Source organism: Borrelia turcica IST7, from assembly GCF_003606285.1.
Taxonomy (GTDB): domain Bacteria; phylum Spirochaetota; class Spirochaetia; order Borreliales; family Borreliaceae; genus Borrelia; species Borrelia turcica.
Map to the genome: position 1 here is coordinate 590,353 of NZ_CP028884.1, position 12,929 is coordinate 603,281.

Genomic DNA, 12,929 nt, shown 5'->3' on the forward strand with positions numbered 1-12,929 from the left:
AAAATATGGACGAAATTTGGGGTTTGCCAGTTTGTTGTAAGAGTAAGAATTCTATCATTGAAAATTTTACGCTTTCAGATAAATATAAAGATCAGATTTCCAGTATTAGTTATAAGGATAATATTGTTCTAAAACTTAATGATATTGTTGGTTCTGATGATTTTAATTTAAAACTTTTTGATAACAAAATAGACTTTGAAGGTCAAGTTCCTTTAGTTTTATATTCTAGTAACTTAGATTCTTTATTGGAAGCAGAGGAAAGTATTGCTTTTGAACTCAAGACTATTGAACAGAATGAAAGTTATTCTGAACCAATATTGAAGGAGTTTGATGAATTAAAAACATACAAGTCTTATTATGAATTTTCAGATTATGTGAATTATTGTAATGAATCTCTTATGGTTAGAGTTTCCTTTAAAGATGATAGCTTAGTTATTGATGCAGATGTTGATAAAATTGCTCTTTTAAAGAAGATTATTAGTGATAATTTTTGTATTAGTAAAGATAAGATAATTATTAATTCTTTTAATGATTATTGTATTGCCTCCCTTTTTCCAATTTCTTTTAATGCAGTTTTGCAAGGTGTATTAATTGCTACTAGACTTAAGAGAAGAGTTAATATTGTTTATTATAAAAGACATTTTTTAATGTCACAGGATTTGAGGTTAAAATTTTCAGCTGTTAATTGTTTGTCAGCAGAAAATAAACTTTCAAAGATTATTTTAGATGTTGAAATCAACAGGCCGTTGAATTTTTTGTATAAATTTTATTTTAACTATCTCAAACATATTTTTAATAATTTGTTTTTTGATTTAAGTGTGCATATTAATTTTATAGAATCCAAAAGTGATGTTGTATTTTTTTATGATAATCATTTTTTATTTGAGACATCTGTTTATAACTTTATTTATTCAAATCTTTATAATCTTGCGGTTAATTTTTCAGTTGAACCTATTAATTATTTGCTATCTCATGTTAAAGAGGAATACGATGTGTTTTTAAAGTTTTTTGAACAGATGAATTTTAAAAATTCTATCATGAGAAAATCATCTTCTATAAGTTTAAATAATACCTATGGCATTTTGGATGTAAGGAGAAAAGGAATAGGATTTAGTTTTCTGGATCTAGACTCTATTTTTGTGGGAAGTAGGCAAACTATTTCTATGAGTTTGCATAAGAATAAGTTAGATGTATTTATTCCTTATAAAGTGTTGGATGACAACTTAATAAATTATTTAAGGAATACTTTAGCTAGGGATTTTGGACTGTCGTATGATAGTGTATGTTTTGTTGTTAGTGATGCTTTTACAGATGATATTGATTATGGTGCATTGATTAAAGAATCTTATTTTATTGAAAGAGAAGTTTTAACTGTTAAGGATAATCTTTCTTTAATGATTGGTGAAAATTTTAAAGGTGAATATCCTGTTGTAATTGAACAAGATTTTAGTCTAAACACAGATACTAAGTTTAAAGTTGCATGCTCTCTTGAAATTGATATAGAAATGTATTCTTTTAAAGTTACATTTAGTAATGTAACTTTTTTTGTTGAATATGGTAATTTTGATAAGATTAGGCTAAATAATAAGCGGGCATTTTCGGTTTTTAGTTTGGCAGTCAACTATGTTTTTGGAAAAATTAATTATGGCATTGATGATTCTTTAACATTTGAGTTTATTGAGGATGGAGAGCATTTTTTTTCTTGGAGAGCATTGTTTATTGCATCTGTTTCTGCAATAAGGACAGCTTTAATTCAAGCCTTTGATTTCAATTTGTCTAGGATTCCTATTGAGATTGAAGATGTTTTAAATAGCTGGAGTGTGAGAATTGATACTAATTAGTTTTAATTTGAATGGAGAAAATCTTTCAAAAAGTGTTGATCTTTCTTTGAGTGCTAGGGATCTTTTGGTAGATGTTTTTTATTCGGGTGAAAAAAATTTAATTAAGAATATTAATAATAACTTTTCATTAGTGCTTTTAAATTTGAAACCAGTATATGCATCTTTAGTTCCAGCTTTTATGTTAAATGGAAGTAGTGTTATGACTATTGAAGGTTTAAAGAATACATCTTTTTATAATAATTTAGTTAAGGTTTTATTAGAAAATGATTTTGGGTTTTGTGAAAACTGTTTTTCATCCAATGCACTATTATTTTATTATTTTTTGAAGAGTAAAATAATAATTAGGACAGATATTTTAGGGTATTATAATACTTTAAGGTGTTATTGCATTGATGTTAATACTTTTTTAGATATTTATTTGCAGTTGGAAGAACTAGAGAGAAAATGAGTGGAGCAAAAGTATATTATCCAGAAAATTTTAATGCACTTGTTAGTTTGTTTAATAAAGAATTAAATAATTATATCGTGTATAACGAAATTGATTTTCATAAAAATATTGAAATTTTTAAGGAAAGGGATAATGTTAATAATTTCTTTTTAATTAATAATTTTGAAAGATTTAAAAAAGTATCACTTAAAAGTAATTTTTTAGAAATAGGACCATGTGTTACTTATAATGAAATATTGCAATTTGGAGAGAGAAATATTCCAAGGTTGTTTTATGAGTTTATTTCAAAATTAAGTGATAAAATATATCTAAATAGTATTAACATTTCTAATGGATTTTATTATAAAAATACCGTTTTTGATTTGTATCCTTTGTTTTTAAGTCTGGATGCTCAGCTTGAATTTAAGAATGTTTTAACTAAAAAGACTTATACTTATAATGCTTATAATATTAACAGGGATGATTACATACAGAATCGCAATACTTTGTTTTTGACTAAATTAAAATTTCCAATTACAAATCTGTGGAACAAGAGCTTTTATGGTAAAGTATTTGTTGATACTTTTTCATTTGAAATGCTAGCCGATGCAAATATTATTTTTATTTGTGTGCTTTTAAATGTTAAAAGAGACATTATAACTGATTTTTTGATGAAAATATTTTACGATGATAAGGTTATTACTTTAAGAGACTCTCAAGTTTTGCTTCTTAATAAATCTTTGCCTTTGTCTATCTTTGAAATTGAAGATTCTCTTAAAATGCTGGATAAGAATATTCGAGATGTGAAAAATTTTAGCTTTGGGGAGAGAAACTTGAAGCTTATAAAAAATTTTTATTTTGATACATTAGTTAATTTTTGATCTTAAAAAATTAGAAATATTAAATAATCATTAATTTTTGGTGTAGTTTTATATAAAACCAATAGAATTAATTTATCAAATCGCTTTTATGTATTATAATGTTAATTTATTAATGTTTTATAAAAAATAATTATTAAAAAAAGGGGTTCTTAAGTTTATGGTAAAAAAAGAAGCTACTATTAAAGCTATTAATGGCTTACATGTAAGACCAGCATCAACATTTGTAAAGAAGGCTAAGGAATATGCTAGCGATATAACTGTGGAAGCTGATGGAAAATCTGTTAGTGGGAAGAGCTTATTTCGTTTGCAAACCTTAGAATTATCTTCTGGTAAGAAAATTTTGGTTTGTGCTGATGGCGATGATGAGGAGAGAGCTGCTACTGAGCTTGCTGAACTCATTGAATCTTTTAAAGAATAGGCTTGGAAGGTTTTGTATGACTTTATCGGGAAAAAGAATATCTAAGGGGATAGGAATAGGCGAAGCTCTTTTTATTAGAAAAGACTTTGATAATTTGATTGATAAATCAAAAATTAATTCTTCCCAAATTAATGATGAGATAAAAAAGTTTAATGACGCTAAGGTTAGGGCTATTTCTGTTCTTGAAAATCTTACAAAGAAGGCGGTAGATCAATTTGGTGCTGATAAAGAAGGTATTTTTGAAGGACAGATGTTGATTATTGAAGATGATGAGCTTGCAGATTCTGTTTTAAATTTTATTAAGTATGAAAATTGTGGTGCTGCTTGGGCTGTTTATTTATCTTTTGAGGAATTGATTAAGGGTATGGAAGAGTACACGGATGTTTACTTAAAGGAGAGGGCTTCTGATTTTAGAGACATTAGGAATAGGCTTATTTCAAATATTTTAGGGCAAGTAACAGATTTTTCTGAGATTAAGCGAGATGTAATTTTGATTACTGAGGAATTGACTCCTTCTGATACAATGCAAGTTGACTTAAGTTATGTTAAAGGATTTTTGACTACAGTTGGTGGTGAAACTTCTCATGCTGCTATTTTGGCAAGGACAATGGGGCTTCCAGCTCTTGTTATGTCTTCCTTAGATATTAATAATATTAAGGATGGTGATAAGTTAATAATTGATGGGCTTTCTTCTATGGTTATTAATAATCCATCATCTAGTGAACTTAACAAGTATATGAATAAAATATTGAAGCATAATGAAGTTGAAAAAGAGCTTTTTTCTTTGAAAAATAAGCAAGCAGAGACAAAAGATGGTGTTACAATAGCTTTAAAGGCTAACATTGGAACTCCTTCGGATATTTCTTATGTTAATAAATATGGACTTGAGGGGATAGGGCTTTTTAGGACAGAGTTTTTATATATGGAATCTGTAAAACCACCTACGGAGGATGAACAGTTTGAAGCTTATAGGAAAGTTGTAGAGACTATTGAGAAGAAGGGTGTTGTTACTATTCGTACTCTTGATATTGGGGGAGATAAGGAGATACCTTATCTGCATTTTCCAAAAGAAGATAATCCTTTTCTGGGATATCGTGCTCTTAGGATGTATATGGACTATGAAGATTTAGTGCAAATTCAATTCAATGCAATTTTTAGGGCTAGTCATTATGGAAAGGTAAGAATAATGGTGCCTATGCTTACTAGGTATGAGGACATTGATATCATTGAGCATTTTGTCGGTAGGGCTAAGGAAAATTTAAAATCTAGGAATTTGCCTTTTGATGAGAATTTGGAAATAGGTTGCATGATAGAAATACCTTCTGCAGCTTTAATTGCTACTGAACTTTCTAGTAAATTAAAGTTCTTTAGTATTGGAACTAATGATTTGACTCAATATACTTTAGCTGTAGATCGTGGTAATCAGAAAATATCAAATTTATATGATAAATATAATCCTGCTGTTTTAAGACTAATTAAGAATGTCCTTGATGCTGGGAATAGTTCTGGAATTGATGTGTCTGTTTGTGGTGAACTTGGGGGAGATGAAGCTGGAGCTTTAGTTCTTGTTGGTCTTGGGTTTAGATCTTTGAGTATGGTTCCTAGTGCTTCACTTAGGATTAAGTATTTACTAAAGAAATATACAATATCTGAGTTAAGTAAGTTAGCTAACAAGGTATTGAATAGTAAATTAGAGTCAGAGACTTTAAAATATTTAGATAAATTTATAGGAGATTAGTTATGGGGTTTTTAGATTTTTTTAAAAAGGTTGCTACTTTGGATTTAATAGCACCTGTTAGTGGAAAGGTTGTTTCAATTGATAAGGTACCGGATGAGGCATTTGCGGAGAAGATAGTTGGTGATGGAGTTGCTATTGTTCCTACGGGTAGTGAGTTAGTTGCACCTTGTGATGGAACTATTGGTAAGATTTTTAAGACAAATCATGCTTTTAGTCTTGAAACTAAAGAAGGTGTTGAAATTTTTGTTCACTTTGGTATTAATACTCTTAATTTAAATGGAAAGGGTTTTACAAGGGTTGCTGAGGAAGGTGTTAGTGTAAAGCAGGGAGATGTTGTTATTAGACTTGATCTTGACTACTTAAAGGCACATGCGGAATCCGTGGTTACTCCCGTTGTTATTGCAAATTCTGATGAAGTTTCAAGTATTGAGTATGTATTTGGAAAGTTTGATGATGGGTCTGAATATATTTTGCCTTCTTCTACTTCTTTAACAGAAGACATTAGAAATAAGATATCTCAAACTAAGCCTGTTGAAGCTGGCAAGGATTTAGTTCTTAGAGTTAAAAAATAGGATAGGGGTTTTTATATCCCGATCCTATTTATATTATATATTTTTCTCTAAAATTTCATTTAGAATATTGATAAATTGACTTGGATTTTTGCTAGGTAAGCCTGAAGTTATCATTGCCTCTTCAAGAAGTATAATACTTATCTTTTCTAAATTTTCGCTATCTAAATTTTTTAAATTTTGAATGATTTTGTTGTTTGGATTGAGTTCAAGAATAGGTTTTGTTTCCTTTACTTCTTGTCCCATTGATAGCATAATTCTTTGCATTTGATATGTAGGGTCAGTACTGTCAATAATGATTGCGGATGGTTCTTTTATTAGTGTTGCTGATAGCAAAACATCTTTGACATGATTTTTAAGTATTTCTTTTACTTTTAATAAGATGTCTTTGAATTCTTCTTCGGTTTTTTTGAAGTTTTCATCTTTCAATTCGTCACTTGTTTCGTTTTTATTTATTGCTTTTAGCTTTATTCCGTCATATTCTGTAATGAAATTTAAAATAGCCTCATCAAGTTCATCATCCATAATAAGAGTTTCATATCCTCTTTCTTTATAGGCATTTACAATCGGATTGGCTTTTAGTATATTTTCTTTTCCCCCAGTTATGTAATATATGCTTTTTTGGCCCTCAATCATTCTGTTTCTATATTCTTTTAAGGACACAAGTCCATCTACATGAGAAGATTTAAATCTAATTAAAGATATAAGTTTTTCTCTGTTATCAAAATCAGAATAAACTCCCTCTTTCAAGCATCTTCCGAATTCTTTTGAAAATTCAGTAAACTTGGAAGAATCTGTTTCACTTAGTTTCTCAAGTTCGCTTAGTATTTTTTTCACAGAAGATGATTTTATTTTGGATAATATTTTATTTTGTTGTAAAATCTCTCTGCTTACATTGAGCGGTAAGTCTTGACAATCTATTATTCCTTTTATAAATCTTAAGTAATTTGGAAGTAAACTACCTTCAGAATCTGTGATGAAAACTCTGTTTATAAATAACTTTACACCGGATTTAGGATTTGGATAATATAGATCATAAGGAGCTTTGCTTGGAACATAGAAAAGATTAATATATTCAATGCTTCCCTCAGCTTTTGTATGAATATAGGTAAGTGGGTTCTCATAGTCAAAACTTATATTTTTATAAAATTCATTGTACTCTTCATCGGTAATTTCGTTTTTGTTTTTTACCCAAATTGCCGTAGTTTCATTTACTTTATCTTCTCTGTCTTCAAACCCCTCTTGCTTTCCATCTTTCATTAAAGGTTCTCTATATTTAATGAAGATAGGATAGTTGATATGATTTGAATATTTTTTTATTATTTCTTGAATTTTCCATTTGTTGGCGTATTCAGTACCTTCTTCATTAAGATAAAGAGTTATTTCGGTACCCATATCATCTTTTTCTGTCTTCTCTATTTCATACCCTGTTTTTCCATCACTAGACCAAATATAGGCATTCTCTTCTAGGGCTTTTTTTGTTCTAACTTCAATTTTTTCCGATACAATAAAAGCACTGTAAAATCCAACTCCAAATTGCCCAATTAAACTTGAGGCGTTTTTTTCATCTTTTTTTAAGTTATTTATAAATTCTTTTGTTCCTGATTTTGCAATTACTCCAAGATGATTAATGAGATCTTCTTCATTCATTCCAATACCGTTGTCTTTAATCTTAATGATTTTATCATCGAAGCTTATTTCTATCCTTGGGTCTAAGTTAATACTCTTAAATTTTTCATTTGTTAAATTTAAAAATTTAAGTTTGTCAATTGCATCAGAAGCGTTTGATATTAATTCTCGTAAAAATATTTCTTTATGGGAATAAAGCGAGTGTATGATTAAATAAAGTAAATCATTAACTTCTGTGTCAAATTGTTTTTTCATGAAATTCTCTCCTCTTTCGTATGGTTTATCTTTACTTTTTTTATAATATAACATAATCTAAAAATAATGAATAAAGTAGCTTTGTTTTGAATGAAAGTTAAAATAGGGGATAATGCGATGGATGTTGGCATTTATGGATTAGGTATTATGGGTAGTAGCTTGGCTTTAAATATAGCTGATAGTGGGTTTAATGTTTCTGTTTATAATAGAGATAATGAGAGGACTGAAGTTTTTCTTGTAAACAATGCTCATAAAAAGATTAATGGATTTAAAGATATTGAGAGTTTTATTAAAAGTTTAAAAAAACCTAGAAAAATTATTTTAATGATAGCAAGCTCAGCTGTGGATAAAGTAATTGAACAAATGCTACCTTTAGTTGAAAAATTTGATATTATTGTTGATGGTGGAAATTCTCATTATAAGAATACAATGAGAAGGGAGAGAGAGTTATTTTCTAAGGATATTTATTTTGTTGGACTTGGAATTTCAGGAGGTGAAGAGGGAGCTCGGTCTGGACCTTCGTTGATGTATGGTGGTAGCAAAAAGGCTTATGAGTTAGTTGAACCTATTTTAAATAAGATAGCAGCCAAGACACGAGCGGGAGATATTTGTTCTGCTTATATTGGTGATAATGGAGCTGGACATTATGTGAAGATGATTCATAATGGAATTGAATATGCGGATATGCAACTTATTAGCGAGGCATATTTTTTTATGAAGAAAGCTTTTAATTTGGATAATTTAAGGATTGCAGAAGTATTTGAGAAATGGAGTGAGGGGGAGCTTTCTAGTTATTTAGTGGAAATAACATCTAGCATTTTAAAATATAAGGAGAATAATGAATATTTACTTGATAAGATTTTAGATGTTGCAAGTCAAAAGGGGACTGGAAAGTGGGCTTCAATTGAGGCTTTTGAGATGGGTGTGCCAGCAAATTTGATTTTTGAGTCTGTGTTTGCACGGGTTTTATCCACACTAAAACATGAGAGAGTAATTGCTAGTGATATCCTTAAAATGGATGTGGGTTCTTTTGAATTTGACCTTAGTGATTGGATTTTAGATCTTTATTATGCTCTTTTGGTTTCAAAGATATTAGCTTATGCTCAGGGCTTTATGATGCTTAAGATGGCATCTATTAATTATGGTTGGGATTTAAACTTGGGAAAAATTTCTTTGGTTTGGAGAGAGGGTTGTATAATTAGGAGTGTTTTCTTAGAAAAGATTAAATTAGCTTATGATAAAAACCCCCATCTTATCAATTTGCTTTTTGATGAGTACTTCTTGGAAATAATTAAGAAGCATCATAAATCTTTAAGACGAATAGTATCAAAGGCTAGCGAAATTGGAATACCTTTACCAGTATTTTATGCAAGTCTTTCATTCCTAGATTCTTATTCTACTAATTACCTGCCAGCCAATTTAATTCAAGCTCAGCGAGATTTTTTTGGTGCGCATAAATTTGAAAGACTGGATTCAAAGCTAGGTGAGTTTTTTCATAGTACTTGGCAATAATTTAAGTTGGATATTTTAAATATAATATTTGGCAAATATTCCTCCCATTATGTTTGCTTTAAGTCCTGCGTAAAGATGATGATATGCAAGAGATCTTGTATTTGATATAAATTCTATTGAAGGTGCTATTTTAAATCCTATTTCTACTTGTTCTGTTAAATCATAAAAAATGGCCAGTGGTGTTCTAAACCCAAATCCTAATTGTATGTTTATTAAATCTGACTTGTGAGATGCTATGTGTAGACTCCCCCCAATACCCAATCCGATAGATAACCTTTCTATTAAGGGTATTGTGAATATTAAATCTAGAGCTGCGAGTGCAAATAGGTTTAAATCGTATTTTTTTGAGTTAATTTTGCGTCCTGATAAATTTATTCCGTTACTACCCCCATATCCTATTTCAATATCAATGAATGGTAAGGACATAACATAATTTAAGATAGGATTTCCAACACTTCCTCCAAATCCTATTCCTCTATTTAAGAATGAACTTCTTCCAAGTGCACTAGTCCATGTAATTAATAATAGAAATATTATTAGTATTGATTTTTGCATTAAACCTCCAATAGTTAATAATTGTTATTATATTATATTAGTTTTAAAAATTAAATAAAGTTTTTGTAAAGTATGCTAAGGTTGTTATTCAGGTTTAAGTTAAAAATTAAATGAAATATTTTAAAAATTTTAATGTTGTGATTATATAATACTAGGTTTGTTGGGGTGTTGTTATAAGATTTTATATAATCCAAAACCTAAACCCTAGCGTTGCAAATATTTCCCATTTTTGAGTTGAATTGCCTCCTCCTCCCCAAATATTGATGCCAGGTCCTGCTTTTAAAAAGATATCAAATAGTCTTTTACTAGCTGAGATATTTAGTATAAAAGACAATCGTCCTCCAATATTTAAAGAATTATAAATTGTTTGAGTATTCTTCCATTCTGATATCCACCATAGCCCATAAACACCAATTCCTAGTGCAATATCTATGATGTTAGAATCCTCTAATAAATTATATGTGGGAGTAATAAATTCCAAAGAAGAAAATATTATATCAATATTTTTAAATAAATTTTTCAGTCCATTGTAAATTCCAATCTCTATTTCAATGTTTGGCCCCAAAGTGAGCTGAAATGTGCTCGGTAAAGGGCCCACAACTCCAAAACCAAAAGAACCTCGATTTGTATATAAATCGTTAGCTGAAGCATTAAGAACAAATACTAATAATAAGATTAAAATTAACATTGTTTTTTTCATACTTCTCTTTATCCTTATAACCTCTAATTGTTAAGTATATACTTTAAACACTTTAAAACGAAAATAAGTAGTTTTATTTGATATTTTGGATATGTACTAAGAGAAATAGCAAGAATATCTTTTCTTAGTACATATCCGTGATTTTATACGATCCAGAATCTAAATCCAATCCCTGCAAATACTTCCCATCTAAATCCCACTCCTTGGCTCCAAATGTTTAATCCAAGGCCAGGTGCTACTTTTAAAAATAAATCGAATCTTTGCCTAGACACTGCGAGGTTTAAAAGTAAAGGTAATCTTGCTCCTATACTCATTGGCCCACTGTTTGCTTGATTATCACTCCATCTTGAGAACCATATAGTACCATAAGCCCCACCTCCAACAGCAAAATCTAGAATGTTAGCTGCTCCTGGGAAGGTATATGTGTAGAAAATGTAATCTACTGCAAGAAATAAAGTTTTCCAATCCTTAAATAAATTGTTTGCGCCACTATAAAGACCAAAATCTATATCGACATTTCCAATGTTTAATTCTAATACAATAGGAAACGGTAATAAAAAACCTACCCCAAATTTACTTCTTGCTGTTGATGTTGAATTTGCAAAAATAGAATTTAAACACAACATTAGCATTAAAATGACTATAATCTTTTTTTTCATAGTTGTTCCTCCTTTATAGAATATGTAATCCTAGATTAGAGAAATTCAACAGATTTGTGTTAGTGTGACCGTTTTAATAATTTAATTTTTAATCCATCCTTTTATTCCTACAGATAGATCTCCTCTTATTGGAAAAATAAATTGTTTATTAGGAGTTTGGCCGATAAAAAGCGAGGGCGCGGTTTTTATATTAATTTCAAAGTTATCACTTAATATTTTATATTTTAGTCCAAAAGGAATAGATAATCCAATTTTATAGCTAATTCCTGAATAAGATCTTTGTTCATATATTTCTGTTATTTTGCCAATTTCTAAAAATAAACCAACACCCATAAAGAAAAAGAAAGTATTTACAATGTGTAAGTCTGAGAATATGTAATGAGCATGTGTATAAAACATAAATTCTTTTGAGAAAAGATTTGTAATACTTGTATGTATTATTCCTATACCAATGTCAAAAGTTTTTACGCTAAATTCTATACCTGTTGGAAAGGGGAAGAAAAATCCAAAACCAAACTTTTCTCTTGAATTAAGACTAAAAGGAGCTTCTATTGTAGTTTTGGTAGAATTATTTTCTAAAATTTCTTTTGAAAATATGTGTTCATAATAAACAAGTACTTCTAAGAAAAACAATATGAATAGTAATTTTTTATTCAACATTTTTTTTATTGAATAAGCTAATTAAATATTAGCTTATATGCTTATTATAAATAATGTTTTAACATTATTTCACATTTATTTAGTATTTAAATTTTTGATTTATAATTGGTAATTAGCAGTGTGTGAAATAATGTGAGATTACAGTAATTAGCATTATGACATTCTACTTATTTATTAGTTCTATCATTAAGAGGCACTTATGGAATTAGAAACAGATTTGCAAAGTATGTTAAGTCAGTATCTTTTGTTTAGTTTGGATGAACTTTATGCTATTGAGATTAAATATGTTGTTGAAGTACTAGAGTATACTAAAATATCAAAAATACCAAGAACTCCTGATTATATGGCAGGAATAATTAATAATCGGGGAAAAATAGTACCAATAATCGACATTAGAAAGCAATTTGGAATGGAAGAGCGTAAGATTAGTGAGGAGGAGATTAAGAAAAATAAAGAGGCTGATGTTTCAAATATCATTATATTAACCTTAACATATGAGGGAGATGAATTTAATCTTGGGATTTTGGTAGATTATGTTAATGAAGTTCTTGAATTAGATCCGGCTAATATTGATGATACTCCGAAGGTTGGTACGGGGTTTAATGCAAGGTTTATTTCAGGGATTGGCAAGAGTAAAAATAGATTTATCATTATTCTTGATATAGAAAATTTATTCGATGTTAAGGAACTTTCCAAGTTTAAAAATACTACAATATATGATCCTAATAATGAGAGATAGGAGTTTTAAACATTATGCTTTATAAGCCAGAGGGAGAACTTGTAATCAATAGCATTTTTAAAGTTAAAGAGGATCTTTTAAATATTTTTAAAGAGATGCAAGAAGGGGATACTCTTACTATCAATCTTTCAAATGTAGAAAAAATTGATATTACTTTTATACAAATTTTGTATGCTTCCAATAAATATGCTAAGAATAGAAATTTATTTGTAAAGATAGAATATCCATCTGATGAAGTTTTAAGTTCATTATTGTATGGTGGGTTTTTAAATGATATTGAAGATGTTGATAATTTGGATTTAGGACTTAGTTTGATTGAATTTTAGTTTTATGTATTTAAAGGGAA

The 12,929-nt window shown here is 29.0% G+C and carries 14 protein-coding genes; 9 read left to right on the forward strand and 5 right to left on the reverse strand.

Translation table 11 applies throughout. From position 1 onward, the window contains the following. The first annotated feature begins 5 nt into the window (after positions 1-5). The 6 genes from DB313_RS02890 to crr all read left to right on the forward strand — a co-directional run bounded on the left by DB313_RS02890 (position 6) and on the right by crr (position 5,877). Complete coding sequence (locus DB313_RS02890; RefSeq protein ID WP_174220861.1) at positions 6-1,841, forward strand: hypothetical protein; 1,836 nt, start codon at positions 6-8, stop codon at positions 1,839-1,841. Beyond that, on the forward strand, positions 1,828-2,289 hold the full coding sequence (locus DB313_RS02895; RefSeq protein ID WP_120104337.1) for a hypothetical protein: 462 nt from the start codon (positions 1,828-1,830) through the stop codon (positions 2,287-2,289). Before DB313_RS02890 ends, DB313_RS02895 begins: the two co-directional genes overlap by 14 nt. Continuing rightward, positions 2,286-3,149, forward strand: a complete 864-nt coding sequence (locus DB313_RS02900; protein WP_120104338.1) for an FAD binding domain-containing protein — start codon at positions 2,286-2,288, stop codon at positions 3,147-3,149. Before DB313_RS02895 ends, DB313_RS02900 begins: the two co-directional genes overlap by 4 nt. A gap of 157 nt (positions 3,150-3,306) precedes the next feature. Then, positions 3,307-3,567 carry an HPr family phosphocarrier protein gene (locus tag DB313_RS02905; RefSeq protein WP_120104339.1) on the forward strand — a complete coding sequence of 87 codons (261 nt, stop codon included), beginning with the start codon at positions 3,307-3,309 and terminating at the stop codon, positions 3,565-3,567. A 16-nt stretch (positions 3,568-3,583) separates the two neighbouring features. After that, positions 3,584-5,305: a phosphoenolpyruvate--protein phosphotransferase gene (gene ptsP, locus DB313_RS02910; protein ID WP_120104671.1), complete on the forward strand. Its 1,722-nt coding sequence runs from the start codon at positions 3,584-3,586 to the stop codon at positions 5,303-5,305. 2 nt (positions 5,306-5,307) lie between these two features. Then, positions 5,308-5,877, forward strand: coding sequence for a PTS glucose transporter subunit IIA (gene crr, locus DB313_RS02915; RefSeq protein WP_120104340.1), 570 nt, complete (start codon positions 5,308-5,310; stop codon positions 5,875-5,877). 33 nt (positions 5,878-5,910) lie between these two features. Here the strand turns inward: crr and htpG are convergent, their stop codons facing one another. Further along, entirely contained in the window at positions 5,911-7,758 is a 1,848-nt protein-coding gene (gene htpG, locus DB313_RS02920; RefSeq protein ID WP_120104341.1) for a molecular chaperone HtpG, read from the reverse strand. Positions 7,759-7,875: 117 nt separating this feature from the next. On the opposite strand from htpG, the gene gnd reads away from it, so the two are divergent. Then, positions 7,876-9,270, forward strand: coding sequence for a decarboxylating NADP(+)-dependent phosphogluconate dehydrogenase (gene gnd / locus DB313_RS02925; protein WP_120104342.1), 1,395 nt, complete (start codon positions 7,876-7,878; stop codon positions 9,268-9,270). Between the two features lie 15 nt (positions 9,271-9,285). Here the strand turns inward: gnd and DB313_RS02930 are convergent, their stop codons facing one another. The 4 genes from DB313_RS02930 to DB313_RS02945 all read right to left on the reverse strand — a co-directional run bounded on the left by DB313_RS02930 (position 9,286) and on the right by DB313_RS02945 (position 11,844). Next, the gene (locus DB313_RS02930) at positions 9,286-9,825 is read right to left on the reverse strand and encodes a BAPKO_0422 family outer member beta-barrel protein (protein ID WP_120104343.1); all 540 of its coding nucleotides are present in this window, start codon (positions 9,823-9,825) and stop codon (positions 9,286-9,288) included. 181 nt (positions 9,826-10,006) lie between these two features. Then, on the reverse strand, positions 10,007-10,525 hold the full coding sequence (locus tag DB313_RS02935; RefSeq protein ID WP_120104344.1) for a BAPKO_0422 family outer member beta-barrel protein: 519 nt from the start codon (positions 10,523-10,525) through the stop codon (positions 10,007-10,009). Positions 10,526-10,668: 143 nt separating this feature from the next. Further along, entirely contained in the window at positions 10,669-11,184 is a 516-nt protein-coding gene (locus DB313_RS02940) for a DUF3996 domain-containing protein (protein ID WP_120104345.1), read from the reverse strand. 81 nt (positions 11,185-11,265) lie between these two features. After that, the gene (locus DB313_RS02945; protein WP_120104346.1) at positions 11,266-11,844 is read right to left on the reverse strand and encodes a BAPKO_0422 family outer member beta-barrel protein; all 579 of its coding nucleotides are present in this window, start codon (positions 11,842-11,844) and stop codon (positions 11,266-11,268) included. 199 nt (positions 11,845-12,043) lie between these two features. On the opposite strand from DB313_RS02945, the gene DB313_RS02950 reads away from it, so the two are divergent. Together DB313_RS02950 and DB313_RS02955 are read left to right on the forward strand one after the other, a co-directional pair. Beyond that, on the forward strand, positions 12,044-12,583 hold the full coding sequence (locus tag DB313_RS02950; protein WP_120104347.1) for a chemotaxis protein CheW: 540 nt from the start codon (positions 12,044-12,046) through the stop codon (positions 12,581-12,583). A 14-nt stretch (positions 12,584-12,597) separates the two neighbouring features. Continuing rightward, positions 12,598-12,909, forward strand: coding sequence for an STAS domain-containing protein (locus tag DB313_RS02955; protein ID WP_120104348.1), 312 nt, complete (start codon positions 12,598-12,600; stop codon positions 12,907-12,909). Positions 12,910-12,929 lie beyond the last annotated feature (20 nt).

Coding starts and splice junctions, on each gene's coding strand:
- DB313_RS02945 (WP_120104346.1), bottom strand. CDS start 11,844: ATGTTGAATAAAAAATTACTATTCATATTGTTTTTCTTAGAAGTACTT.
- htpG (WP_120104341.1), bottom strand. CDS start 7,758: ATGAAAAAACAATTTGACACAGAAGTTAATGATTTACTTTATTTAATC.
- DB313_RS02905 (WP_120104339.1), top strand. CDS start 3,307: ATGGTAAAAAAAGAAGCTACTATTAAAGCTATTAATGGCTTACATGTA.
- DB313_RS02930 (WP_120104343.1), bottom strand. CDS start 9,825: ATGCAAAAATCAATACTAATAATATTTCTATTATTAATTACATGGACT.
- DB313_RS02935 (WP_120104344.1), bottom strand. CDS start 10,525: ATGAAAAAAACAATGTTAATTTTAATCTTATTATTAGTATTTGTTCTT.
- DB313_RS02950 (WP_120104347.1), top strand. CDS start 12,044: ATGGAATTAGAAACAGATTTGCAAAGTATGTTAAGTCAGTATCTTTTG.
- DB313_RS02890 (WP_174220861.1), top strand. CDS start 6: ATGGACGAAATTTGGGGTTTGCCAGTTTGTTGTAAGAGTAAGAATTCT.
- DB313_RS02955 (WP_120104348.1), top strand. CDS start 12,598: ATGCTTTATAAGCCAGAGGGAGAACTTGTAATCAATAGCATTTTTAAA.
- DB313_RS02900 (WP_120104338.1), top strand. CDS start 2,286: ATGAGTGGAGCAAAAGTATATTATCCAGAAAATTTTAATGCACTTGTT.
- ptsP (WP_120104671.1), top strand. CDS start 3,584: ATGACTTTATCGGGAAAAAGAATATCTAAGGGGATAGGAATAGGCGAA.
- gnd (WP_120104342.1), top strand. CDS start 7,876: ATGGATGTTGGCATTTATGGATTAGGTATTATGGGTAGTAGCTTGGCT.
- crr (WP_120104340.1), top strand. CDS start 5,308: ATGGGGTTTTTAGATTTTTTTAAAAAGGTTGCTACTTTGGATTTAATA.
- DB313_RS02940 (WP_120104345.1), bottom strand. CDS start 11,184: ATGAAAAAAAAGATTATAGTCATTTTAATGCTAATGTTGTGTTTAAAT.